The organism is Paenibacillus sp. FSL H8-0283, assembly GCF_045040675.1.
Lineage (GTDB): Bacteria > Bacillota > Bacilli > Paenibacillales > Paenibacillaceae > Paenibacillus > Paenibacillus amylolyticus.
The window spans coordinates 2,760,120-2,785,976 of record NZ_CP150295.1; the positions used below are offsets into that span (position 1 = coordinate 2,760,120).

Sequence of the window (25,857 nt, forward strand, 5' to 3'; positions counted from 1 at the left end):
TGAGCCCGGCCCCGGCCGAAGCGGGGGAACTGATGGTATAATGATCTCAATAATTGCAGGAGGAGCGCTGAGGGGATGACAAAGCCCGACTGGAAGACCTTTTTGCCGCATAAGCTCAGGTATCGGCTGTTTGGTGCGTTTGTGGTGTTGATTCTGCTGCCATTCAGCGTACTTAATGTCTACAACTATGGACAGATCGAATCTCTGGTTGAGCAAAAAATCAGCGAACAGAGCCACGAGCAACTGGTGCAGATGTATGGTTCTCTGGAGGACCAGATGAGTATTGCATTTAAAACCCTGATTTTTCTGGAACAGGATTCAGCCGTAAGAAACGCCCTGACTTCTCCAGACAATCGTTCTCCGCTTGAGAATAAGTCGTTGGTGGAAGAGAAGTTCAAGATGATCAACAACAGTTTTTTTCTATATAATCCTTCCGTGTACTTCACGCTGTTAGATTTTCATGATAACGTTTACACTTCGTATTTGCCCAAAAAAGCTCTGGCCTATGGCCCTTATCGGGAACAATTTCGCAAGCATCTTGGAGAAATGACCTTCATCAAGGGCAACACTGATTCAAACTCATATCCATCAGAAGAGTTGCTCTACCGCTGGGATGCCCGGGATACCAACCATGTCCTGCGGGAGTTATCCTCCAGCCCGTATCTCTTGTCCCTCTATGCGTATATGAAGGACAGTGGCGGCAAAAGGTACGGAATGGCACGGATCAGCATCGATTATTCGTACTGGTTTCAGTCTATGCTGAAGGATTCGCAGAGCAATCAGGAGTATTTCCTGATTACTGGCAATGGGGAAACGATTGCCCGCTCGTCCGAAAAAGCGGTACTTTCCCCAGACGTGACCCGGGAAATTGCACTTCATCCGGCAGAGGCCTATCTGACGGATAATGATTCAGATACGCTGATTAACTACGTATACATCGAGTCACTGGACTGGTACATGGTAAATCGTATTCCACTAGCTGTGTTGTTTACGGAGATATCGGGGCTTAAGCAGCGCTATTTTTTAACGTTTTTTGGCTTCACAGCAGCATTTGTGCTCATGGCCTTTATGATCTCGGCGACGTTCACTCGGCCTTTATCACATCTGCAGAACCAGATGAAGGAGGTTGTACGCAAAAACCTCAAGGTCCGTATCCCTGAAGGCCGCAGCCGCGGAGAAGTGCTGGAACTGACCCGTACGTTCAATACGATGCTGGATGATGCCAATCAGATGATCAACAGACTCAAGGCGGAGGAACGCCAGAAGGAAGCGGTACATTTTCATATGCTCCTGGCCCAGATGAATCCGCACTTTCTCCTGAATACATTGAATACAATGAAATGGAGTGCGATCCGCAGCGGGAATGAAGAGATCTCCGAGATGTGTGTTTCCTTGGGCAAATTACTGGAGGTCAGCCTGAATTCACAGGTCGAATTGGTATACCTGAAGGACGAGATTGAGTTGGTTCAAGCCTACCTTCATATCCAGCGGATTCGTTACCGTGATAGCTTTGAGGTGACTTGTGAATTTGACGAAAAACTTGAGTATGCGCTCGTGCCCAAGCTGAGCTTGCAGCCACTGGTGGAGAATGCCATTCACCACGGTGTCGGGCCACTGGAGCAGCTTGGTCAGATCCGCATCGGAATTTACAGGCAAGACACAGGAAAGCTGATGCTGGAGGTGGCAGACAACGGAATTGGAATGGAGGAATCCCGGCGTCAGCAGATGACCCGCACACGTCCGGGAATTGGTCTGTCTAACCTTAAGGAACGATTGCGATTATTGTTCAAAGGCCAAAGTGAACTTGAAGTGATTGATACCAAGCCGGGGACATTAGTGAGGTTCAGCATTCCTTTTTTATTGTCGACGCCTTACTTACAGAAGCGATCAGACTAGGGCGTGTCTGAAAACTCCGAAGGAAGCAGATTTTGCTGAATTTTCGTTCCGAGCAAGGAAGTTTTCCGCAGGCGTGTCGAGGCACGTCAAGGGAAAGTGACGAAGCATGGGGCGAAAAGGCGGTAAAAGATGCACTTCGCGAGTTTTGAGAAACGCCCTACGACTGGAGAGGGGAATCTGGCATGTGGAAGGTATTGCTTGTAGAAGATGAGGTATTCGTACGTGAGTCGGTGAGAGAGATTATTTCCTGGGAAGAGCTGGGCTTCACGGTCATTGGGGAATCCGGTAATGGGACCGAAGCGCTGGCGATGATTATACAGGATACACCGGATCTGGTACTGACCGATATTGTCATGCCAGGTATGGATGGTCTGGAATTACTCAAACAGACCCGTCAGGCCGGGTTAAAAACCAAATTTGTCATGCTCACCTGTATGGGGGAGTTCGAATATGTACGCCGTGCAATGGAATACGGGGCTTCCAATTATATTTTGAAACTGTCCATGAGTGTGAATTCACTGCGTGATACACTCCGTAAAGTAAGTGCAGAACTGGGAGCTTCGACTGAAGCCCGGACAGAGACAGATCATCATCAAGTGCCACCTTCCACACCGGTTCTCACATCAACGCCTGTTTCGCCTGATTCTCTTACGGTCTCTTCTGCGCCCCCGTCTGATACGGATCTTCCATTTACACCTGTTCGTGAGCCGATTGTGAAACATCCGGAGATTAGCAAAATAATTCAGTATATCGGACAGCATTACGACCAGGACATTACCGTCAAATCCATGTCACGATATGTGATGATGGGCGAGAATTATGTGAGTGCTCTGTTTAAAAAGAAAACCGGCCATACCCTGATTCATTACTTGCATGGGGTACGGATGGAGAAAGCTGCTGAATACTTGCGCGAGACGGACCTTCCTGTACAGGAGATTGGTTACCGGGTAGGGTTCGGAAGTGATAATTATTTCATTAAAATATTCAAGCGTTGGACCGGTTGCACGCCCAGCCAGTATCGCCATCGTTCGTGACTCACAGGATGAGTAGAAGGAATATGTGTACCGAGTGCTCAGGCAAGCACAAGTAAATCCGTATTTTTGTTCAATCCGAATCATGGATATGTATCTTATGAACCCAGCAAGGTCCCTGCTACGATGTAACGGAAGGTACACTTCAATTCAGGGAGGTCATGTGACCAGATGAGAATCAAAAAAGGATTAACGGGATTAATCGTAGGTGCGCTGATGCTGGGCTTGCTTGCCGGCTGTGTAGGTAAAAATGAGACGAACGGTGGAGATAACGGAGGTGGAGCGGCAGGGGGAAAAGTGAAGCTCACTATGTGGGGCGCGGTGCCGCCCGAGAATGGTCCACAGGAAGTGGTGGATACCTGGAATGCGGAGCATCCTGATATTCAGGTGGAATATGTGCGGTTTGTGAATGATGATGATGGCAACCTGAAGCTGGATACGGCGCTGTCCACCGGGCAGAACGTTGACCTGTATGTCAACTATACCCTCACAAATCTGGATAAACGCATCAAGGGCGGTACAGCACTGGATCTGGGCGAGTTCACCGACTACAACATTGATGAGAAAATGGGTGAAGATGCGGCTTCCTGGAAAGTGGACGGAAAATATTACGGGATGCCAACCAAGAAAAACGCTGCCTTCTTCGCTTTAAATATGAAAGCGCTTGATCAAGCGGGACTGAGCGTACCAACAGCCTGGACTTGGGATGAAGCCCGTGAATATGCACTCAAACTGAAGACAGCTGGCTTCAAGTACGGATTGGTGCAGCATACCGCTTCCTATGTAGACCCGCTCGATTCCGTTCTGGTGAAGAACGGTTATGTTAAGGCAGACGGCACTTCCAACCTAGATGATCCGCTTGTCACTAAATGGCTGGAGACGTTGAACGGAATGATGAAGGAGGATGCAACCACCCCTCCGCTCGGAGAGCAGCTGACTTCCAAAATGCCGGTAGAGAACATGTTCCTTGGCGGTGAGTCTGCCATGATTAATATCGGCGAATGGCTGATCCGCACATCAAACAATATGACCGAGTTCCCGCGGGATTGGAAAATTGCCTTTGCCCCTGTACCGAGACTGGCTGCACAAGAAGCAGATATGGTGAAGAGTGGAGGACTTGGTGACTTTATTGCGATCAATTCCAAGTCGAAAAATAAAGAAGCCGCATGGGAGTTCCTGAAATGGTACGCCGATGGGGGAATGATGCCGATGGCTGCGGGTGGACGTTTGCCTTCCTCCAATGCGGTTGATCAACAGACTGCGATCGATCATCTGCTGGGCGATTATGCCGATTCTTATGATAAAGAGTCTCTGGAATTTGTGTTGTACGGTGACGAGACACCTACGTTTGTCCGCAGCATTGCGCAGGAAGTGGTCGATCTTCGTGCACAGGAGTATGAAAAGTTCTTCCTCGGTAACCAGACTGCCGAAGTAACGGTACAGAACATGGTCAAACGCCATAATGACTGGCTGAAGCAGAATCAATAGATTGCAAAAGCAATGAGTCCAAAGGCCGTCCCAATGGGGCGGTTTTTTCTATATAAGCAATAGAACAATTCCATGTTATTTCTCTCCCGAAAGTCACTGCCGAAATACATATATCTGTGATATCAGGTACAGGGTTATGTTCCTTAAATGTTAGAGGACATCTTGTTATGCTTAATTCCAGAACAGATGTTAAGGAGTGGGGGAGCATATGCATAAATCCTGGATGAAACGGCAGAGCAGGCTCGGGTATCTGTTTATTGGGCCCAATATGATTGGCGTGCTGTTGTTTTTTATTATACCGGCTGTCTATTCGTTCTATCTCATGTTCACTGATTACAAATTCATGAGCCCGGAGACGAATTTCGTCGGGCTGGACAATATCCGCCGGATGTTGAATGATGATCTGTTTGGCGTGGCGCTGCGAAATACATTTGTATTTCTGTTAGCGGTTCCGGTATCAATGGGGTTGGCTTTTATCGTGGCGGTGGCGCTGAACAAGTCGGTGTATTGGCAAAAAACGCTGCGTGCCCTCTATTTCATGCCCTATATCACCAGCGGCGTTGCCATCGCTTTTGTCTGGATGCTACTGTTCCAGCCAACATCGGGGCCCATTAATGGCTTCTTGCGGGGGATCGGTATTACGAATCCACCCGGATGGTTATCAACAACCGAATGGTCCATGTATGCGATTGATATCATCTGGATCTGGTTCATGTTGGGTTACAACATGATTATTTATCTAGCAGCTTTGCAGGAAATTCCGGAGGAATTGGTTGAGGCTGCACGGATAGATGGAGCCCGTCCTTGGCAGACGATACGCCAAGTGATCTGGCCGCTTGTGAGTCCAACGACCTTTTTGCTGCTGATCACTGGGCTGATTATGACGATCAAAAACTTTGGTATCATTCAAGCGATTACCCAGGGTGGGCCGGGGAACAGCACAACCGTGCTGTCACTTTTTATCTACCAGAATGCCTTCCGATATTACGAGATGGGATACGCTGCCGCCATAAGCTGGGCACTCTTTGCCATCATCATGATATTCACTGTTTTGCAGTGGCTCGGTCAGAAACGTTGGGTTCACTATTAAGGAGGGGAGGGATCGCTATGGAGAAACAAATTGCCGCGAATGCGAAGCCCACAGCTCCACATTCACCTAAAGTTAAAGTCCGCATGGAGTCCTTGAGCCAGATTCGAAAAATCATACTGACACTTCTGATGTCCGGGTTTGCCCTGCTGATGGTTATGCCGTTCATCTGGATGATCAGCACGTCGTTCAAATCTCCTGCGGACGTATTCACCTATCCCATCCAGTGGATACCCTCCAGCCTGAACTGGGAGCATCACATTAAGGTCTGGAGCGGAGCGGATACCTTTGCGACGTATTATCTGAACTCGTTGAAAATATCGCTAATTAGCACGGTCGGAGCTGTATTTCTCTCGGCTTTTGCAGCCTATGGCTTCGCACGGATTCAATTCAAAGGCCGGGAGACACTGTTTCTGATCTATCTCTCGATGATGATGGTGCCACCGCAGGTACTCTTTGTACCGAAGTTCCTGATGTTTGAATGGGTAGGCATATATAATACGCATTGGGCATTGATCCTGCCCGGAATGTTCACGATCTTTGGGGTGTTTATGCTGCGGCAATTCTTCCTGTCCGTGCCTTCAGAGATCTCGGAAGCGGCGTTCATCGACGGTGCCGGTCACCTGCGCATATTCTTCAGGCTGATTCTGCCCTTGGCGAAGCCAGCGCTGGCTACACTGGCCATTATTGATTTCTCCTGGCACTGGAATGACTATGAGAATGCGCTTGTGTTCCTGATCGACAAAGACTTGTACACCGTTCCGCTCGGACTGCAGAACTTTATTCTGGAGAATAATGTGGATTACAACGGCATGATGGCCGCTGCCACGGCAGGCATTATTCCGATGATCATCGTTTTCCTCGTGGGTCAGCATTATATCATTCAGGGCGTGGCCGGAAGTGCCGTGAAGGGCTGAAGCTGCTGTCACTGTGATCCCATATAATAACCCTTTTGCTGAACGAAGAGATTTTCGCGGCAGAAGGGTTTTCTGTTGAAAGGGAGAGTAACTTATCTTGCGCGATACAATAGTTCAAACTTCGTATATAATTAACAATGACATATGATGCTGTATGACTACATAACTATCGCGAGGTGCACTAGACTTATGCCAACCATCTACGACTTTACCGTAACCAGAACCAGTGGAGAGCGTTTCCCGCTCTATCAATATGAAGGAAAACCTGTGCTCATCGTAAACACGGCAAGTAAATGTAAATATACGCACCAGTTTGATGACATGCAGAAGCTGTATGACCAGTACAAGGATCAAGGACTTCAGATTATTGGTTTCCCGTGTAACCAGTTTGCAGAGCAAGAGCCTGGAAGCAGTTCGGAAGCGGAGTCCTTTTGTCAGATTAACTATGGTGTGAAATTTCCGATGTTTTCCAAACTGGATGTGAATGGAGAAGCGGCGCACCCGCTCTACGACTTTTTGAAAAGATCAGGGCCTTTTGCTGGCTTTGATGAAACAGATATACAGGCCAAATTATTGAAATTAATGGTGGCTGAGAAGGCACCGGAATGGTTACACGGCGATGCAATCAAATGGAATTTCACGAAATTCCTGATTGATGCAGAGGGTCGTGTGGTCAAACGCTTCGAACCTATCGACTCCATCGACGAGATTCAAGAAAGTATTAAACAGATTCTATAATTTCACTTTCATATATCCTACAGGGGCATGACACAAATCGTTTCCCTCTTCCGAACAGGAGGTGCATGAATGTGCCGAGCATGATGCAATTTAGTGCTTCACTGGAGTATAGTTACCGATCCACCAGCATATTTAACCCAGGCAAGTCAGATGGATTCCACTCACATCCACATTATGAGATTTATTATTTTCATGATGGAGAATGTACCTACATCATAGGAGACCGGGTATATAACCTGGAGCCGGGTGATCTGGTGTTAATGCATGGCTTGACTCTTCATCGACCACATCCGAAGCCAGGCAGTGCTTATGAGCGAAGCACACTGCATTTTGATCCGTCTGCCATTCGCAGCAGCCTGCATCCGGACCGTATGGCTGAGGTCCTGAGACCATTTGAAGAACTCAGAAATTGCCGGGTCAATCTGAAGGGAGATAACCGCTCTGAATTCGAAGCTCTATTGCATGATCTTCATCGTCTGTCTCAAAGTCAGAGCAATTTCAGGCAAGAGCGAATGAATGTCAGACTGTGTGATCTGTTGTATTTTGTAGCAGAGATCTGCCAGGGTGATGTCCAGGAACAACTTCCCTCATCGGAGAGGGAGCGGCATGTCCAACACATTATTCGTTATGTGGATACCCATTATATGAAGGACATTGGTCTGGATGATCTGGCACTGGAATTACATCTGTCCAAGCCATATCTGGCAGGCATGTTTAAGGAAATGACAGGTTTGACGATATTTAAATACCTGTATGACCGTCGCATCAATCAGGCGAAGCTTTTGTTTCAGTTTCAGCCTGAGATCACCGTGACAGAAGCAAGTCGATTGTCCGGTTTCAAACGCCTTTCGCATTTTAGTCGGATGTTCAAACAAAGTGTGGGATGTTCGCCTGATCTGTACCGTACCCAATTGCATCGCCAATCATAGAAGTCGTCTTTGAGCTGACCAGCTTGTCTGGTTGGCTTTTTTTGTTGATTATCGTTTGAGGAATGCATACCACTGTGTTTAGAGGACACGCAGAACAGGTAAAGAAAGGTAATGAACCCAGAGGAGGCGAATATGAATGAAACAGCGCACACCGGATCAGAATAACAGCGATACCCATCAGGAACAATCCCTTGACAATCCTGAACAATATAAGACAGAGCACGAAAGTCTGCTGGACCGACATGAAGAAGAACAGACTGTAGATCCAATTCCGATGGAAGATCTGAATATGGAAGCTCAGGAAGAGAAGAATAAAGATCAGACAAAAAGTAACTCGTCTACGGAAGAGAAATACCGGGCGGATTATCGCAAAAAGACGGGCGAAGGATAATTCCAATTGCTGTGTTGGGCAAACTTGTTGAAATGTTTTCGGTGAATGTATATTTAGTGAAAATAAATTAGTTTGTTGACTAATGTAGGTTACTATATTATAGTTACTGTGTTGGCAATTGAAAAAAAATTTTGGGAGGCGAATAAGAATGACAACTTTTTTTGATGCGTTGAAAAACAGAAGATCTTATTATGGAATCAGCAAGGAATCTACAATTTCGGATGCTAAAATCCAGGAAATCGTAGAAGAAGCGGTGAAATATACACCAACTTCCTTTAACTCACAAACATCCCGTGCCGTTGTATTGCTCGGTGAACAACATGATAAATTGTGGAATCACACAGAAGAAATTTTGCGTGAAGTCGTAGGCAATGAAGAAGCCTTCAAATCCACAGCAGAAAAAATGACTGGATTCCGCAGCGGATATGGTACGGTTCTCTTCTTCGAAGATAACAATGCGATCGCACAGCTTCAACAAAATTTTGCAGCTTATGCAGATAACTTCCCAATCTGGGCTAACCAATCCAATGGTATGTTGCAACTGGTAATCTGGACTGCTCTGGAACAAGAAGGTCTGGGTGCATCTTTGCAGCACTACAACCCGTTGATTGACGAGAAAGTGAAGCAAGAATGGAGCATTCCTGAGAACTGGAGATTGATCGCTCAAATGCCATTTGGTAAACCAACGGCAGCACCGGGTGAGAAAGAATTCCAACCAATTGAAGAGCGCGTAAAAGTACACAAGTAAGCTTCGCATTTCCCAACATTTAACCACATACGGCCTCGCTTCAATTTGATACGATGATAGTTGATCGTAATCCAATGAAGCGAGGCTTTTTAATGTGAATAATAGATTAAAAGACATAACGAACCAACGGATATGGAAAACGGTTTTATGCGGGTTATTAACACTTGGATCGGTGGCTGGATACAGCTCTACCGTTCAGGCCGCAACCGTGCAGCAACAGTTTCAGGATACGCACACCAGTTACGCCAAGGATGCCATTACACATCTGGTGGCAAAAGGCATTGCTGCCGGTACGTCAGAGACTACGTTTGAACCGAAGAAAGCCGTTACTCGTGCAGAATTTGCGACGTTTGCGGTGAGATTACTAGGTTTGAAGCCCGTTAAAAATAATATTAATCCCTATCAGGATATAAGCATGAATGCTTGGTATTACGGCAATGTTGCCGCCATGACGAATCTTTTTATTCTGGAGGGTAAGGGTCAGGGAACGTTCCAGCCTAATGCTTCTATTACGCGCGAAGAAGCGGCTGCCCTTCTTGTTCGAATGTTAAAACAACAACCCGTAGAGACATCACTCTTATCTTCAACGTATTTTGACGCAGCGGATATCTCGGACTGGGCACGTCCTTATGTTCAGACGGTATATCAACTTGGACTAATGCGGGGAAGCGGAGGCGTGTTTCGACCACATGACCAGGTAACGCGAGAAGAAGCAGCCGTAATGCTCGATGCCATTTTACAAAAGAAAACATGGTCTGAGCAGTTACAACGTGGGGATGAACTTGGCGTTCAGCTGGGCTGGCAATATAACTCCACTACAACTGAATTCAAGAAACAAGTGGAACAGTCTGAGGTCAACACACTTGTCCCACGCTGGTTTTTCCTGAACAGCAGTATGAAAGTAACAGATCACGCGGACCCTGCATTGATCTCCTGGGCATCAGCCACCGACAGGCAGCTATGGCCATTACTTGGGAATCGTTCCGATTCGGCACTTACCCATCAGATGTTATCCAGCTCAGCCAACCGAGCGGCAGTGATTTCACAGGTAGCCGCTTATGTCAAAACCTATAAATTGGACGGCATTAATGTGGACTTCGAGAATGTTGATCCTGCGGATCGTGAAGGGCTGACGGCATTTGTGACCTCTTTGACGGCTACGTTGCACGCCCTCGGTGCTGTGGTGTCCGTGGACGTTTCACCCGACCTGGGTACTGATTGGACGGATGCATTTGATTATGCCAAACTGGGCGCTGTATCAGATTATATGGTGCTGATGGGATACGAGGAACACTGGAACGGTGATCCGAAAGCAGGATCAGTGGCGTCTCTTCCATGGGTAGAAAAGGCTTTGGATACCATGCTCTCCGAGGTGGTACGTGCCAAAACAATTTTGGCCCTTCCGTTATATACACGAGACTGGTCTTCCGTGAATCCGGCAACCAGTTCTTGGGACATTACACTGGCAGACCAGGGAATGCGTGCGCATGCTACGGGATCTGTAAGACGATGGGATGCAAGTCTGGTTCAATATATTATCGGGTACAACAGTAATGGTAAGCCAAGATATATATGGGCAGAGGACAGTCGTTCGTTATCAGCCAAAGTGTTAATGAGTGAGCAACGGCAAATTGCTGGACTGGCTTACTGGTATATGGGCGGCGAAACAGCGGATGTATGGAACGCCATCTCGAATGCATCGCGATTTGAATCTTATAACTTCTAAGTAATCATAAATCTTATAGGCCCAAACTCACCGTGATTCCTACGTATGGTTTGGGCCTGTTTATTTTGGTATAAGATAAGGAATATGAGGAATCGTTTAAGCTTGGCTGAACGGTTTAATGTATAAAAGGACAAAATATATATATATTGAGCTAAACATTTACACAATAACGGAGAGGACAGAAAGAACCTGAAGAAGCGAAGCGTGCGCCTTTATCCCCGGATTTACCCTTTGTAAAAGGTATTAAAAAAATCTGGGGATAACAGCGATCGGAAGGTTGTTCTGTCATCGGAGTGACCCAGTGTAAATATTCTTTAGTTCAATGTATATAGTTCAGGAGGAGAAGGAGCATGCGAGAGGTTGATTGCATAATTGTAGGTGGAGGGCTCGCAGGGCTTCAGGCAGCCATTCAGCTTGGACGTTATTCAGCTCATCAGGTGTTGGTAATCGACGCGGGAGAAGGCAGATCGACGTTATGCCGGACTTATCATAATATCCTCGGTTTCCCCGATGGGGTATCCGGTGAAGAGCTTAGAGAACGAGGCAGGATGCAGGCAGAGCGGACCGGTGTATCTTTTGAGAAAGACCGTATTGTTAAAGCAGGACGTCATGGAGAGATGATCCAATTGTTCGGTACTTCAGGAACTGAATATAGGAGCAAAATCGTGTTATTGGCAACGGGGCTCACGGATAGAGTTCCGGACATTCCGGGACTAACCCCTACGCTGGGCCGAACGGTGTATGTCTGCCCTGATTGCGATGGTTATGAGATTCAGGATCAACGTACGGTACTATTGGGATCTGGCGAACCAGGTGCCAATATGGCGATGATTTTAATTCAGCGTACGAATGATCTGTTATATATCAATCATGAGCAGGCTCCCATATCTGCAGAGCTGCATCGGAGCATGAAAGAGGCGGGAGTTCGTTATCTGGAAGCGGCTGTTCAGGAAGTACAACAGATTGAGGATGGCCATATCACCGGTGTTCTGACCGAAGATGGACAGATCTTTGAGTCGGAGCGTGGATTTATCGCATTTGGAGGCAACCGGGTACACTATGAACTGGCGGAGCAGCTGGGAGCTGTGATTGCAGATAACAAACATGTAGAAGCTGATCCGCGCAGCTTGCAGGCAGCGAATAATGTATGGATAGCCGGGGATCTGGGCCTGCACGCAGAACAAGCAACCGTTGCGATGGGTGAAGGTTCCATTGCCGCGATCTGGATTCATAAGGCGTTACAGCAGATGACCAAGGATTCACGATGAATTTCACCTCCAACTATGAGGTTGATTATTCCATTGCTCATTACCAAAAAAGTCCTCCCAAGCCATGCATGTGGCAGGAGGACTTTTTGAGCTATCTTTTGCTAGGGAGAAAAGGATTACGCTTGTTTATCCGATGAATCCGTTGACTTGGAAGAAGACGTCTTGTCCTTCGAGTCATGGGAGAAGTCTTTGCGAATGTTGTCCACGATATCACCAACCACGCCTTCGATCATATCGGTTGGTCCGGGATTATTTTTGTCTGGATGGATAACGGTATTCACTCCTGGTTCAAGTTCATCATTTGTCTTCTCATGTTTGGTTTTATCACGCATGGGGAATCCCTCCTGGTTCGATATTGTATAAGGTGTTCATTAACATATCCAAACACCGTTACGTATATGTAAACGATTAACCGCTGTAGTTCTTTTGAAACGTGTACTTGCACATATATAGAAGATATATACAGAATTGAACGTACTGATTAAACTTCAGCAATACGTTTATATTATAGATAACCAATGAGTATTAAGTTTAAAGCTTGAAACCAATAAACAACTATTATGCAGGAGGTTATTCAGATGAATGAAGAAAATCATGTAATCCATAAAGATGGCCAAGTATCAACTGACAAGGTGGACAATGCAATTGAGAAGATTGCGCCGGAAGAAAGAGAACAGATTTTACAGAACTTTGATGCATTCAAAGAATACCTGGGTAAGCGAATTGCCATGGGAGAATCGATTGGACTAAGTGAGGAGCAGATGGCCAAAATTGCCGAGAAAGTAGCGGATTATCTGGCAGCTCGGGAGGAACCCCGTAATCGTGAAGAAAAACTGCTGCAGGAGCTGTGGAATGTCGGCAAGGAAGATGAACGTCACATGTTGGCTCATATGCTCGTTCGTTTGGCACAAAGCTCCACACCCAATCATTAAGATTAGTAAGTTAATAACCTCTGAATGGCGATGCCTTCAGGGGTTATTGCCGTTTACGGAGACTACAGACAGGAGTGATGACGCACATTGTAACTATTTTTAATCTGGCTGATACTTTTATAATCCCTGTTCCAAGTATGATAGGAAAAGAAAGAACGTTGGAATCGATAGTTCACATGAGCGTTTGAGAAGCAAGACTTCCGGTTAAGGAATAGTAACGTTCATATTAAGGAGAGATGTTACCTATGAAGAACGCGACAAAACAATGGAAACTAGGAATGATCGGTGCAGTTGTTGCTTTACTTGGTATGATTGTGCTGACTACATATTTACTTACCCCTGCGAATGCTCAAGGTAGTACGGACGCTCAACAAACTTCTGCGAAAGAAGCTCAAGTTGCAAACTCCGAGATGTTTACAGCCTATGTTGAAGGTATGCATATAGAAGACGGCAAATTGTTTATGACAGTGGACAAGATTGGATGGTATCAGGGTGAAGAAGCTGATGCGATTTTTGCACAGCGCAATCCGGAAGCAGGTATAGACGGTGCTCCAGATGGTTACTATATTGTCAATGACAGCAAAGAGCAGGAGCAGGTTGAGGTTAGTGCCAATGCTGAAGTGTTGATGCAGTTGTATGATCGGGATGGTACGATCCAGGGCGCAGACATTCAGTGGAATGAACCTGTGACATTATCCAAGTTCGAATCTTTGTATGAGAATACCCGTATTCTTGATCTATCCGTATTCCCGTATCACCTGACGGTGCAGGACGGAAAAGTTACTAAAATTGTGCAACAATACATCCCATAAAATAAGATGAAATTCATCATCAAGCATTCCTCCTGTTCATTGGAACGGTGAGGGATGCTTTTTGGTTATGACAAATTCATGAAAGCGATTGTAATTAATGGTAGGTACATGTATCATTATTGGAATGGCGTTTTTACATAGTTCAGGAGGAGCCTCATGCTTAAAGACATGATTGCATTAACTAAGCCCGGACTTCTAAGGTTAAATGTGTTTGCGGTGGCGGTAGGATTCTGGGTAGCTTCAAAATGGGATATCAACTGGTTATCTCTGCTCATGGTCGTGATTGGATCAACCTTGGTTATTGCTTCAGCTTGTGTAATCAACAATTATTGGGATCGTGAATTGGACCAAAAGATGGAGCGCACCAAAAAAAGGATGGATTACATTAACCATCTGAAGCCAGGGTTTGTACTTGGCTATGGCATTATCCTTGGTGTTGTGGGACTAGCAGTACTATTTTTCCTGGTGAATCCGTTATCAGGGTGGATGGCACTGCTTGGGTGGTTCGCTTACATCGTGATTTACACGATGTGGTTGAAACGCAGTTCAACGTGGAGCACGTCGCTGGGTGGAATTGCAGGAGCAATGCCGCCTGTCATCGGTTATACGTCTGTAACCAATGAGATTGATGCAGGTGCCTGGTTGCTGTTTGCACTATTATTCATGTGGCAACCACCACACTTCTGGTCATTGGGTATTCGCCGGGTAGAGGAGTATCGTGCTGCGGGCTTCCCGTTGTTGCCAGTGGTTAAAGGGGTGAAACGCACCAAGTTTCAGATGATTCCTTATGTTTTTCTGCTGCTTCCTGCCGTATTCCTGTTGTATTATTACAACTACGTAGGTCTGGTATTTCTGATTGTATCTTTGGTCGGTGGACTGATCTGGTTTGTGCATACACTTAGCGGACTGAAGACACAGGATGATGAGAAATGGGCAAAAGTGAACTTTCTGATCTCGGTTAATTATCTCATGCTCGTATTTATTGTTATGGTAGCGAATACGGTATGGTCTTAATTAGACGATGAACAGATCATTTTCAGAGAGATTTCAGCTTATGCTAGCTGGCTGCATCGAATGAAAAAGCACACTATGGAATAGCGTTTGAACAACCTTGAGTTGTTACAACATATTCTCTAGGGTGCTTTTTTGGTATAATAAAACAATTGAATTATATATGTGGAAATTATAATGCAAGATGGGAAGTGACAGCATGAGTAATTTGGAACAGGGCGTGCAATGGAGACAGGAAGGCAAGGTGCAGGAAGCGATTGAACTTTTGCAAGAGATTACAGTCCAGGAACCCGAGAATGCGAATGTCTGGTATCAGCTGGCTTGGGCACATGATTCGCTTGGATTGGAGCGGGAAGCTGTCCCGCATTATGAGAAGGCACTAAGTCTTGGTCTTTCTGATGAGGACAGAGCAGGGGCAATACTCGGGCTGGGCAGCACATATCGAACGCTTGGACAGTATGAGCAGGCAAAGGTTTGGTTTGAAAAAGGGATGAAAGAATTCCCGGCGTACCGGGAATTTGAAGTTTTCTATGCCATGGTGCTCTACAATCTGGGTGAACATGCAGAAGCGATGCAACGACTGCTCGTGCAACTTGCGGACACATCAAGTGACAAGAGAATCAATGACTATAACAGAGCCATCCGTTACTACGCAGATCAGCTCGATCGGGTGTGGGAATAGATCGAATACACAGAAAAGGGAGATGGATGAATGAACTCCAATCAAGATCTGAAACAGGTAAATGAAAGGTTGGATCAAATTGAGCGAAAATTGGATAACCTGGGAGGCAGCCATCAGAACAAACGCTCACCTGGCGTGCGCTTCCTGATTGGTTTTGGCATCACGATTGGGATTATATCTGTACTGATATTGACCCTCGGCGTTATCCAATTTGTGACTATCGGTTAGGAGAAATCGATCTTAACAACAGAGGTAGTGAGTTCTCCAAATTTACATTACCTGGCCGAGCCACTGTTGTACCTCTTCAATGAAACGCCGCGTAGCTGGCGATAGATTGCCCAAAGATGGGCAGGCCATGCCAATTGTACGATAAGGATCTCCAGAGAGTGGCACGAGCGCGAGTGAATCGGTATGATTTTGAAGAACCATTTCCGGAAGCAGGCTGATACCGAGGCCATTACGGACCATCGCCATAATGGCTTGATCTTCTGCGACTTCATAGACGACATTGAGCTTGGCTGCATGCTGCCGGATCAGTCGTTCAATCTCGTTATCTCCACCCCACTTGGGCAGAATAAAGGGTTGTTCCAGTAAAACATCAAACGAAACAGACTCCTCTGAGGCGAGAGGATGATCCAGAGGCAGGATACACATCATCCTGTCTTTTTGTAATGGGATCGTCTCAAAAGGTGATGAATCGCCGAGGGATAGAAATCCGAGATCGATGGCACCTCCAGCTAGCCAGCCCTCAATCTCAGCATAATCGCCTTCCCAAAGCTTAATCTCAATTCCAGGATGACGCAGGCGAAATTGTTTCAGGATGCCCGGCAACCATTGTGTGGAGACACTTGCGAAGGTACCAATACGCACCGTACCAATCTCAGCGCCGCGAATGAGGGAGATTTCCTGGTTCATGAGTTCCGTCCAGCGCAGAATCTCACGTGTGTATCCCAGAATGCGTTCCCCTTCAGCGGTAACCCGCACACCGGAGCGGTTGCGATGGAGCAGGGAAAAACCACATTCTGTCTCCAGACTGGCGATGGCATGGCTGACTGCGGATTGGGTGATGTTCAACGCTTCTGCCGCTTTGGTGAGACTGCCATATTCCACAACGGTATTCAAAATTTCGTATTTGATCAGTGACATGAATGGTTCCGTTCCTTCCCATTTTTGATGCATGAGTTTATTTCATATAATTCATTATAAATATTCATTTTAATAATGCAAAGAGATCGTTTATACTTGCCAAGGCGAGTTAGTTTGACGCACGATCCCACAGATCAGAATACATAGAATGAAGGTTGAAGCAAGATGAATGGTGTACAGGTTAATCAAGGTCAGACAACAAGAAGAGCGGACATACAGATGCTGCTCGCAACGGTTATATGGGGATCTTCCTATCTGTTTATGAAATCGGGTCTGGAGTCCATGCAAGAATTGAATCTGGTCGCATTTCGTTTTGGAATTGCCTTTATTGCGGCAGGACTTCTTTTTCATCGGCGGTTGTTTAAGATGGATCGCAGAACACTTGTGGCAGGAGCCATTATGGGAACGGCTTTATTCGCTGCATTTGTATTTATCACCTATGGTGTGCAACGAACCACGACATCCCAAGCGGGATTCCTAATAAGTTTGGCCGTTATTTTTGTACCGATCCTGACGACGATCCAGCATCGTCGTATGCCGGATAAACGATTGACGCTCAGTATCCTGGTTGCAGTTACCGGTCTTGGCTTGCTGACGCTTCAACATCAGCTTAGTCTGCACACGGGAGATATTCTCTGCATACTAGCAGCACTTGTGTATGCCATCTATATAATGATTGCTGGCAAGTTCACACCGAAGCATGATCCGTTAACATTGGGGACAGTTCAATTGGGTGTTGCAGCGATGTGGGGAATTGCAGCTACATTTATGCTGGAAACGCCACGTATGCCCGATACGGCTGAATCCTGGGCAGCCATTCTCGGGTTAGGTGTGTTGTGTAGCGGCTTGGGGTATATTCTGCAGACACTCGCGCAGCGTCATGCCTCTCCCACAAGAACAAGTCTGATTTTTTCACTCGAACCACTGTTTGCAGCAGCCTTTGCATTTACCTTTCAAGGGGAATCGCTAACGTTGCAAGGGTATGCGGGAGCAGCTTTGATGCTGGTTGGTGTTCTGATCACAGAGATCAAACTTCCACAGCCTATCTTCTGGCGCAGAAAACGCTCGGTTTTACAGTCGGAACTCGGCGATCAGGGAGCACCAGGCGTATAATTGGCGGACAAAGGGTCCTTTCGTCATCTTCTATGGAAGGTGGAGAGAGGGCCTTTTTTTGGTTATGTCGCACACCTTGTGAAACAGATAAACAACTACCTAACAAAAACAGAATAACATAACCTTGTTTTGTTGATTTTTGTTTTTTATGCTACACTGAATGGAAAATCAGGAAAAACGGGTGAGTAGGATGGCCAAAAGAGTAACGATGCAGCAAATTGCGGATGCTGCGGGGGTATCCAAATTCGCAGTCTCCCGTGCGCTGACGGGCAAGCCTGGTGTGAGTGAGCATACACGCGAGATGATTGTCAGAACAGCGGGGCAGCTCGGGTATTTCAGAACTGAGCCTAAGCGTTATCCGGGGGAGACACAGATATCAACGGAGATGAAGCCAGAAGCGGAGCGACAAGGCACCATATTGATTTTGTTTCCCAACATTCGTTCTCAGAATCGAGCTTCCTTATACTGGGGGCCTGTGTTTGATGGCATTTCTGAGAGGTTGAATGAGAAGGGGATGGATATTTTAACGCTGACAGAACCCTCTTCAGATCGAATGTTCTCGGTCCTTAATCCCGAAGCAATCAGCGGAGTCATAACCGTGGGCACCATCTCGACATCGGTATTGCTGGAGATTTACAGACTGCGTATTCCGCTTGTCATGGTGGATCATGAAGACCCTGCCATATACGCAGACTCGGTTTTTACGGACAATATGAAATGTATGAAAGAACTGGTTCTCATGCTCGTTGGTAAAGGGTATAGAAGGTTCCAGTTTGCCGGGCAACTGCCCGATGCAGCAAGTTTTAGAGAACGCTGGCTTGGATATCGTATGGTGCTGGAAGAGAAACAGTTGGAGGGGGGACAGCAAGACGGCTTGCTGGGACCAGAGTATGATCAGATCCAGAGATCCATTGCTGAAATGGAGCTGGAGGATATCCCTGAAGTTATCGTGTGTGCAAATGACCATACAGCTGTTATTGTCATTCAGGCACTCCAAAGTCGAGGCATTCAGGTGCCCGAACGTTGTGCCGTAACCGGATTTGACAATACGCAGACGGATGAACCCATTCTTGCTTCGGTACATATTAACAAAGAGAATCTGGGAACGAGAGCAGTAGACCAGCTATTGTGGCGGATCAAACACCTGGATGAACCTTATGAACGCAAGCTGATCTATTCGGAATTAATTATTCGTGATGAATATAACGCCAGTATACTGTAACGGGATATGAATTTACGGACTCATTTTAACAATGATCATACGGGTAAATGAAATCAGGTGAAAGACATGGAGAGGTTAGAGCTTCATGTCTTTTTGTTATGCAGAGATTGTTTAACAAATTAAATCACAAAACAGATTGACTATAAGAAGCATATCGTGTTAATTTTGTTTTGTAAGTTATTTGTTTTTATAATAACAAAACCTAACAAAATAATATTTACCAACTCTAACAACAATGGAGGCTGTCATGAGCACAATACAATCACATGTTTTTCAGAATTGGACGTTCAAGGCTTGCGAAGATCAAGAGTGGATGCCGGCTCAGGTGCCCGGCTGTGTGCATACAGATTTGCTGAAGCTGGGCAAGATTCCAGATCCTTTTTATGGAACAAACGAGAAGGAAGTACAATGGATTGATAAGATAAATTGGGAATATCAGACGGAATTTGACGTTGCCGAAGGGTTGTTCTCCCAAGAACATCTGGAACTGGTGTTTGATGGTCTGGATACATATGCGGATGTGTATGTGAATGATGTGCATGTGTTATCAGCAGATAATATGTTCCGGGTATGGAAGGCAGATGTAAAGTCTGTATTGAAGGGGAACGGCAACATTCTTCGAATACGTTTTCGGTCACCAATTCAGGAAGATCTGCCGAAGCTGGAGAAGCTCGGATATGCATTACCTGCATCGAATGATCAGTCCGATGTTGGTGGACTTGGCGACAAGAGAGTAAGTATTTTTGCACGTAAAGCCCCGTATCACTATGGTTGGGACTGGGGGCCGCGTTTTGTAACCAGTGGGATCTGGCGTGAAGCACGTCTTGAAGGTTGGACACAGGTACGAATCAATGATGTGTATATCCAGCAAAATGAAGTAAGCGCTACCTCAGCTTCATTAACTGCTGTTGTGGAAGTCGAGACATCACAAGCAGTAGATACGATTATTCGTATCGGCGCAGATGGACAGAGATGGGAAAGATCCGTATCACTACAACCCGGAACTCAGACTGTGGAGATTCCAATCTCTATTGATGAACCGAAACTGTGGTGGAGCCGTGGGCTTGGTGATCCGCATATGTACACCTTCCTTACCGAAGTGCTTCAAGGTGAGCGAGCTGTGGCTGAATCTACAGTGAAGACGGGGCTTCGTTCCATTCGGCTGGTACGTGACAAAGATGAAGCAGGAGCATCCTTTTACTTTGAACTAAATGGTGTTGCGGTCTTTGCCAAAGGGGCCAATCACATTCCAAATGATAGCTTCATCACTGAAATTACTCATGAACGTTATCGTCATGAGATCGTATCCGCAGCCGAGTCTAATATGAATATGCTACGCGTGTGGGGTGGCGGAATCTATGAGCAGGATGTGTTCTACGAACTGTGTGATGAATACGGAATCCTGGTATGGCAAGACTTCATGTTTGCATGCAGCATGTATCCAGGAGATGAAGCGTTCCTGAACAGTGTGAGACATGAGGCGATTGATAATGTGAAACGTCTGCGCAACCATCCAAGTATTGCACTCTGGTGTGGGAATAACGAGATTGATTCGGCTTGGGCTCACTATGTTGAGAATGGTGGCTGGGGTTGGAAAAAGGAATTTACTGCCGAGCAGCGTGAAAGCATCTGGGCCGATTACGAAGCCATCTTCCATGATTTGCTGCCAGAAGTCGTTGAAGCGTATGCGCCAGGTGTGGATTACTGGCCTTCCTCACCACTGGTATCACTGACAGGGGATGAGACGCAGCATGCGCACCCATCCACAGCTGAAGGGGATATCCACTACTGGGGCGTGTGGCACAATGTAGAACCGTTCGAGAACTACAACGTGCATGTGGGTCGTTTCATGAGTGAATACGGATTCCAGTCTTTCCCGGAGTACAAGTCAGTACGCACTTACGCAGAAGAAGAGGATCTGGCTCTGGAGTCGGAAGTCATGCTGGCTCATCAAAAGAATGGGGCAGGTAATCGTCTGATCAAACAGTACATGGATATGTACATGCATGAATCGAAGGACTTCCCATCGTTCCTGTATATGAGTCAGGTGCTTCAAGCGGAAGCGATGAAGACAGCCATTGAAGCGCACCGTCGCCGCAAACCATTCTGCATGGGCACACTTTACTGGCAAATGAATGACTGCTGGCCAGTGGCTTCATGGGCAGGTATGGACTACCTTGGTCGTTGGAAAGCATTGCAATATTATGCGAAACGCAGCTTCAGCGATGTGTTGGTATCGGTAGATGGAACAAAAGAAGATACAACAGATATATATATCATCTCGGATCAATTACAACCTGTTAAAGGGCAGTTACAGATTCGTTTGCTCGGGTTCGATGGAACGGTGCATCGTGATGAAACACATGACGTGACCTTGGCACCTAATACAGGTGATCGAGTGCTGTCATTACGTAACGTGGAATGGCTTGAAGGTCATGATACAGCTAACACGCTGCTACGCCTGGATCTGAAACAGGAAGGTGCTGCGAATATCGTACAGGAACACTATTTTGTACCGTCCAAAGACCTTGCTTTGCAGCCTGCAAACATCAATGTAAGCGGAGGAGCGGATGAAAACGGCGTTCATCTGGTACTGGAAAGTGACGTGCTTGCTAAACAGGTATGGCTATCTTCGGATGTGGAGGGTGTCTTCTCAGATAACTTCTTCGACTTGATTCCTGGCATTCCGGTGAAGGTGCAGTTCACTTCCAGAGAGGGATTGCAGTCTAATGATGTGATATCAAATCCGGGACCGATCGAGGTTCGATCCATGATTGATTTTATTCGTTTGACCTAGAAGACACGGTTGGAGTCTCTCATAAGAGAGATTTCAACCGTTTTTTTATTGAAAACTGACCTCATTTATATATCGTAATGGTTTCGTAATACTTCGCTTAGAGAATCGTAAGCTGTCTTGCTTATTGTAATCCATGTAAGTAATAAACGAATGGAGAGTGATAAGAATTATGAAAACAAATAAGAGCAAAAAAGTGATGGTAGCAGCGGTATTGGTGATGTCTATGGCCTTTTCTGGATTGGCAAGTGCTGCAGATATGAAAACGATTAAAAAGGATGGCATGGAGCTTGTTCAATTGAGACAGGCGGCGAAAATGTATGATTACAGCATTATGTGGGACAGCAAGGACAGATCTGTAACTTTGATGTATATGGGCAAAATGGACGACATGAAGATGAAAGACGACAACATGATGGAAGACGACATGAAGATGAAAGACGACAACATGATGGAAGACGACATGAAGATGAAAGACGACAAGATGATGAAAGACGACAAAATGATGGAAGATGACATGATGATGAAAGACGATAAGATGATGAAAGACGACATGATGATGGAAGAAACGATGATGCCTGCCGGAAAAACGATTAAATTGTGGATTGGATCGAAAAAAATTATGGTAGACGGTATGCAAGTTAACTTGAAATCGATGCCTGTCATCCATGAAGGGAATTCGTATGCGGCTGAGTCTGTAATTAAACAATACATGATGCCAGCCATGGGAATGAAGTAATTTAAGTGCTAAGCATCGCCATCACCATATGATATGATTGGCTCAAATGTATTTTCTGGAATATGGGGTGGGTTCGTTTGAATGAATGTGTACTGGTTGCTGATGATGATACAAATATTACGGACGTTTGTCGCAGGTATTTGGAACGGGAAGGTTATCTTGTCGTGACGGCCAAGGACGGTTTGGAGGCTATTGAGCTGTGGCACAGCCAAACGCCAAGCTTGATTGTGCTCGACCTGATGATGCCACATAAGAATGGTTGGGAAGTTTGCAACGAGATTCGGCAAACTGAGGATGTGCCCATTGTAATGCTGACGGCCCGGGGGGAGGAGCAGGACCGTCTGATGGGACTGACGATGGGGGCGGATGATTATCTGACCAAACCATTCAGTCCGAGAGAACTTGTTTTGCGTGTGAAGGCAATCCTGCGGAGAATGCGAATTGCGCAGGCATCACCTGTTACAACATCTGAATATACGATCAATTATGAAGGGCTTACCATTGATTTTACCAAGCGTGAAGTGCATATCAGCGGGCAGGTAATTGAATTGACCGTTACAGAGTTTGAGATGTTGTATTTGCTGGCAAGTCACCCGGGTCAGGTGTTCTCCCGTAACCAGATGTTAAGCAAGATTTGGGATTTTAGCTATGAGGGAGATACAACAACGGTGACTGTACATGTTCGGAGATTACGAGAGAAGATCGAACAGAATCCTTCTGATCCAAAATATATTAAAACAGTTTGGGGCATAGGATACAAGTTTGCGGGTGGTAGTTCATGAAACTTCGCACATACTTGGTGTTGTCCAGTCTCACGGGAATTGGCGTATTATTAATTTGTTTGTTCATCAGTTATTCCAAAATGCTGCTTACGATCGAACAATTGTATTGGTTATCGGCTATAACGGCAGGGGTAGGCTTACTTTCGTTTATTCTTCAATATTTGCTGACTAAGCCATTGGAGAAATCAATTGCGCGAATTACACAGCAGACAATACGAATTGCCGAAGGGGATTTCCATACGGAAGTCCCTCTCATCGGTACGCAGGAATTTAAGCTCCTGGCACAGCAATTTAATGAAATGAGTTCCAAGCTGAAGGAAAGCTTTGATCATCTGCATCACTCAGAAACCGCGAGACGAGAGTTGATCGCCAATGTATCCCATGATTTACGAACTCCCTTGGCATCCATTCAGTCATTCGTCGAAGCGTTGGAGGATGATGTCATTAAGGATAAAGAAACCTTTCAACGTTACCTGAACACGATACGACTTGAGACGAAGCGTTTGGGAGGGCTTATTCAAGACTTGTTTGAATTATCCAGCCTGGAAGCGCAAGGGGAGGTATTTGACCCTCAGCCTTGTCACGTCGATGAGTTGCTGCTCAGTACATTGGAGAGTTTTTCGTTTCACCTCGCCGAGAAAACGCTGAACGTTGAAATCGATTTGCCCGATAAATTACCAGCCGCGGTCATGATGCCTGCACAAATGAAGCGGGTCCTTTCCAATTTGCTGCAAAATGCCATTCAATACTCTCCTGTTGAAGGAAAAATCATTCTGGCTGCCGACGAAAAGGGGCCGTTTATACGAATTTCAGTTACGGATGAAGGGGAAGGCATTGAAGCGGAGGAGACTTCGCGTATATTTGAACGTTTTTATCGAATTGACAAATCACGCAGCAAGAGTAATGGGGGGGCCGGGCTTGGGCTTGCCATCGCTCAATCAATTGTGGAACTCCATGGTGGCGAGATCGGGGTTCAGAGTACAAAAGGAGAAGGAAGCTGCTTCTGGTTCACGCTTCCGATCTACGTCAGTCGTTAACCTTGGTTAATCAAACGTAGTATTTATTCAGGTGGTGAATGACTTGACCAGTGATTTGGTTTTTCTTTTCGGGGTTTTTGGTGCAGGATTGTTATCGTTTTTTGCGCCATGTATTCTGCCGCTGATCCCGGTATACGTGTCTTATCTATCCGGAAGCATGGTCAACGGTACGAATCAGCAGCAGCCTGACACCAATTCGGTTCGGTTGCGGTCCACACTTGTTTTGCGGACATTTTTATTTGTTCTTGGGCTGTCCCTGGTATTTGTTTTACTCGGTTTTGGTTCCGGCATGGTTGGTAATTTGATCTCAAGTCCTGTGTTTATTGCGATTTGCGGAGGCATCGTGGTGCTTTTTGGGATTTATCAAACCGGGTTGATTCGGCTATCCTGGCTGGAACGGGAGAGAAAGCTGTCAAACGATCAAGCCAAACGGGGAGGGTATGTCGGAGCGTTTCTGTTGGGTCTAACGTTTAGTTTTGGCTGGACGCCTTGTATCGGGCCTGTGCTGGCGGCCATTCTTGGTATCGCTGCAGGAGAAGGCTCTCCACTGTATGGCGGGTTTCTCATGTTCCTGTATACCCTTGGATTGGCGATTCCTTTCCTGATTCTGTCCGTTTTTTCGGAATATGTTATGAAGCGGATACGTCGTTTATACAAGTACATGGGCGTCATCAAAATAACTTCCGGCTGTATTCTTATTGTCATGGGACTATTGTTAATGACAGACCGACTAAACAGCTTAGTGACCTGGTTTCAATAATCATTGGAGGAATTTGGTATGAAGACGGCACGGAAATGGATGGTATCTGTAATCGTATTTGCTGGAACCCTGTTGATCTTGAGCGCATGTGGATCACAGCAAACTGAATCAAAACAAACGGGGTCATCATCAGCCCCAGCATCAACATCCGATATGAGTTCGTCAACCATGATGAACAAGGGCGAGACGGCTCCTGAATTTTCATTGCGTGATTTGAAAGGAAACACGGTTGGACTTTCTGATGTTCAAGGCAAGAAAGTGTATGTGAAATACTGGGCTTCCTGGTGTTCCATCTGCCTTGCGGGTTTGGAAGACCTGAACAATCTGGCTGGTCAAAACAATGATTTTCAAGTCATTACGATTGTGACGCCGGACTACAAAGGAGAGAAATCCTCCCAAGAGTTTACCGAATGGTTTGACCAACAGCCATATGATAACATAACTGTTCTTTTGGATGAGAAAGGTGTATGGGCCAAGAAATTTGGCGTAAGAGCATATCCTAGTTCCTTTTATATTGGCTCTGATGGTATTTTAACGAAATCGCAGCCAGGGCATGCATCCAATGAACAGATCATGGAGTCATTACAAGAGATTTTGTGAGAAAGGAG

26 protein-coding genes are annotated in these 25,857 nt (G+C 46.0%); 24 read left to right on the forward strand and 2 right to left on the reverse strand.

The annotated features are described in order from the left end of the window. The first annotated feature begins 75 nt into the window (after nt 1–75). The 11 genes from MHI52_RS12670 to MHI52_RS12720 all read left to right on the forward strand — a co-directional run bounded on the left by MHI52_RS12670 (nt 76) and on the right by MHI52_RS12720 (nt 12,219). Nucleotides 76–1,896: a sensor histidine kinase gene (locus MHI52_RS12670; RefSeq protein ID WP_076327786.1), complete on the forward strand. Its 1,821-nt coding sequence runs from the start codon at nt 76–78 to the stop codon at nt 1,894–1,896. A gap of 182 nt (nt 1,897–2,078) precedes the next feature. Beyond that, a complete protein-coding gene (locus MHI52_RS12675) occupies nt 2,079–2,930 on the forward strand; it encodes a helix-turn-helix domain-containing protein (protein ID WP_036670530.1) in 852 nt (283 codons plus the stop codon). A 168-nt stretch (nt 2,931–3,098) separates the two neighbouring features. After that, nucleotides 3,099–4,415: an ABC transporter substrate-binding protein gene (locus MHI52_RS12680; protein ID WP_047842606.1), complete on the forward strand. Its 1,317-nt coding sequence runs from the start codon at nt 3,099–3,101 to the stop codon at nt 4,413–4,415. 208 nt (nt 4,416–4,623) lie between these two features. Continuing rightward, entirely contained in the window at nt 4,624–5,505 is an 882-nt protein-coding gene (locus MHI52_RS12685) for a carbohydrate ABC transporter permease (protein WP_036670532.1), read from the forward strand. 17 nt (nt 5,506–5,522) lie between these two features. Continuing rightward, complete coding sequence (locus MHI52_RS12690; protein ID WP_373888064.1) at nt 5,523–6,419, forward strand: carbohydrate ABC transporter permease; 897 nt, start codon at nt 5,523–5,525, stop codon at nt 6,417–6,419. Nucleotides 6,420–6,608: 189 nt separating this feature from the next. Then, entirely contained in the window at nt 6,609–7,157 is a 549-nt protein-coding gene (locus MHI52_RS12695; RefSeq protein ID WP_047842608.1) for a glutathione peroxidase, read from the forward strand. A 65-nt stretch (nt 7,158–7,222) separates the two neighbouring features. Further along, nucleotides 7,223–8,086: an AraC family transcriptional regulator gene (locus MHI52_RS12700; protein ID WP_047842609.1), complete on the forward strand. Its 864-nt coding sequence runs from the start codon at nt 7,223–7,225 to the stop codon at nt 8,084–8,086. A 136-nt stretch (nt 8,087–8,222) separates the two neighbouring features. Continuing rightward, complete coding sequence (locus MHI52_RS12705) at nt 8,223–8,477, forward strand: hypothetical protein (protein WP_405159121.1); 255 nt, start codon at nt 8,223–8,225, stop codon at nt 8,475–8,477. A 148-nt stretch (nt 8,478–8,625) separates the two neighbouring features. Then, nucleotides 8,626–9,225, forward strand: a complete 600-nt coding sequence (locus MHI52_RS12710) for a nitroreductase family protein (RefSeq protein ID WP_074094703.1) — start codon at nt 8,626–8,628, stop codon at nt 9,223–9,225. Between the two features lie 94 nt (nt 9,226–9,319). After that, nucleotides 9,320–10,951 (forward strand): S-layer homology domain-containing protein, encoded by a 1,632-nt coding sequence (locus tag MHI52_RS12715; protein ID WP_253507756.1) that lies wholly within the window; start codon nt 9,320–9,322, stop codon nt 10,949–10,951. Nucleotides 10,952–11,301: 350 nt separating this feature from the next. After that, nucleotides 11,302–12,219, forward strand: coding sequence for an NAD(P)/FAD-dependent oxidoreductase (locus MHI52_RS12720; protein ID WP_405159122.1), 918 nt, complete (start codon nt 11,302–11,304; stop codon nt 12,217–12,219). 116 nt (nt 12,220–12,335) lie between these two features. Here MHI52_RS12720 and MHI52_RS12725 read toward each other — a convergent pair whose 3' ends face one another. Further along, nucleotides 12,336–12,551 carry a hypothetical protein gene (locus MHI52_RS12725; RefSeq protein WP_036609026.1) on the reverse strand — a complete coding sequence of 72 codons (216 nt, stop codon included), beginning with the start codon at nt 12,549–12,551 and terminating at the stop codon, nt 12,336–12,338. Nucleotides 12,552–12,797: 246 nt separating this feature from the next. Here MHI52_RS12725 and MHI52_RS12730 point away from each other — a divergent pair, with 246 nt between their 5' ends. The 5 genes from MHI52_RS12730 (at nt 12,798) to MHI52_RS12750 (ending at nt 15,884) form a co-directional block, all read left to right on the forward strand. Next, nucleotides 12,798–13,151 (forward strand): DUF3243 domain-containing protein, encoded by a 354-nt coding sequence (locus MHI52_RS12730; RefSeq protein WP_036609024.1) that lies wholly within the window; start codon nt 12,798–12,800, stop codon nt 13,149–13,151. A gap of 245 nt (nt 13,152–13,396) precedes the next feature. Further along, nucleotides 13,397–13,963, forward strand: coding sequence for a hypothetical protein (locus tag MHI52_RS12735; RefSeq protein WP_405159123.1), 567 nt, complete (start codon nt 13,397–13,399; stop codon nt 13,961–13,963). Between the two features lie 156 nt (nt 13,964–14,119). After that, the gene (gene cyoE / locus MHI52_RS12740) at nt 14,120–14,977 is read left to right on the forward strand and encodes a heme o synthase (protein ID WP_405159124.1); all 858 of its coding nucleotides are present in this window, start codon (nt 14,120–14,122) and stop codon (nt 14,975–14,977) included. A 196-nt stretch (nt 14,978–15,173) separates the two neighbouring features. Further along, nucleotides 15,174–15,656 (forward strand): tetratricopeptide repeat protein, encoded by a 483-nt coding sequence (locus tag MHI52_RS12745; RefSeq protein WP_405159125.1) that lies wholly within the window; start codon nt 15,174–15,176, stop codon nt 15,654–15,656. A gap of 30 nt (nt 15,657–15,686) precedes the next feature. Continuing rightward, nucleotides 15,687–15,884 (forward strand): hypothetical protein, encoded by a 198-nt coding sequence (locus tag MHI52_RS12750; RefSeq protein ID WP_405159126.1) that lies wholly within the window; start codon nt 15,687–15,689, stop codon nt 15,882–15,884. Nucleotides 15,885–15,926: 42 nt separating this feature from the next. Here MHI52_RS12750 and MHI52_RS12755 read toward each other — a convergent pair whose 3' ends face one another. Beyond that, the gene (locus MHI52_RS12755) at nt 15,927–16,835 is read right to left on the reverse strand and encodes a LysR family transcriptional regulator (RefSeq protein WP_405159127.1); all 909 of its coding nucleotides are present in this window, start codon (nt 16,833–16,835) and stop codon (nt 15,927–15,929) included. 132 nt (nt 16,836–16,967) lie between these two features. Here MHI52_RS12755 and MHI52_RS12760 point away from each other — a divergent pair, with 132 nt between their 5' ends. The 8 genes from MHI52_RS12760 to MHI52_RS12795 all read left to right on the forward strand — a co-directional run bounded on the left by MHI52_RS12760 (nt 16,968) and on the right by MHI52_RS12795 (nt 25,849). Beyond that, nucleotides 16,968–17,915: a DMT family transporter gene (locus MHI52_RS12760; protein WP_405159128.1), complete on the forward strand. Its 948-nt coding sequence runs from the start codon at nt 16,968–16,970 to the stop codon at nt 17,913–17,915. A 190-nt stretch (nt 17,916–18,105) separates the two neighbouring features. After that, nucleotides 18,106–19,137: a LacI family DNA-binding transcriptional regulator gene (locus MHI52_RS12765; protein WP_405159129.1), complete on the forward strand. Its 1,032-nt coding sequence runs from the start codon at nt 18,106–18,108 to the stop codon at nt 19,135–19,137. Nucleotides 19,138–19,384: 247 nt separating this feature from the next. Further along, nucleotides 19,385–21,934 (forward strand): glycosyl hydrolase 2 galactose-binding domain-containing protein, encoded by a 2,550-nt coding sequence (locus MHI52_RS12770; RefSeq protein WP_405159130.1) that lies wholly within the window; start codon nt 19,385–19,387, stop codon nt 21,932–21,934. Nucleotides 21,935–22,103: 169 nt separating this feature from the next. Then, complete coding sequence (locus MHI52_RS12775) at nt 22,104–22,670, forward strand: hypothetical protein (protein WP_405159131.1); 567 nt, start codon at nt 22,104–22,106, stop codon at nt 22,668–22,670. Between the two features lie 77 nt (nt 22,671–22,747). Continuing rightward, the gene (locus tag MHI52_RS12780) at nt 22,748–23,452 is read left to right on the forward strand and encodes a response regulator transcription factor (protein ID WP_083677370.1); all 705 of its coding nucleotides are present in this window, start codon (nt 22,748–22,750) and stop codon (nt 23,450–23,452) included. Next, nucleotides 23,449–24,489: a cell wall metabolism sensor histidine kinase WalK gene (locus MHI52_RS12785; RefSeq protein ID WP_074094716.1), complete on the forward strand. Its 1,041-nt coding sequence runs from the start codon at nt 23,449–23,451 to the stop codon at nt 24,487–24,489. The genes MHI52_RS12780 and MHI52_RS12785 overlap by 4 nt, the downstream gene beginning before the upstream one ends. A gap of 34 nt (nt 24,490–24,523) precedes the next feature. Further along, the gene (locus tag MHI52_RS12790) at nt 24,524–25,249 is read left to right on the forward strand and encodes a cytochrome c biogenesis CcdA family protein (protein WP_405159132.1); all 726 of its coding nucleotides are present in this window, start codon (nt 24,524–24,526) and stop codon (nt 25,247–25,249) included. An 18-nt stretch (nt 25,250–25,267) separates the two neighbouring features. Further along, nucleotides 25,268–25,849: a redoxin family protein gene (locus MHI52_RS12795; RefSeq protein ID WP_405159133.1), complete on the forward strand. Its 582-nt coding sequence runs from the start codon at nt 25,268–25,270 to the stop codon at nt 25,847–25,849. The last annotated feature ends 8 nt before the right edge of the window (nt 25,850–25,857 follow it).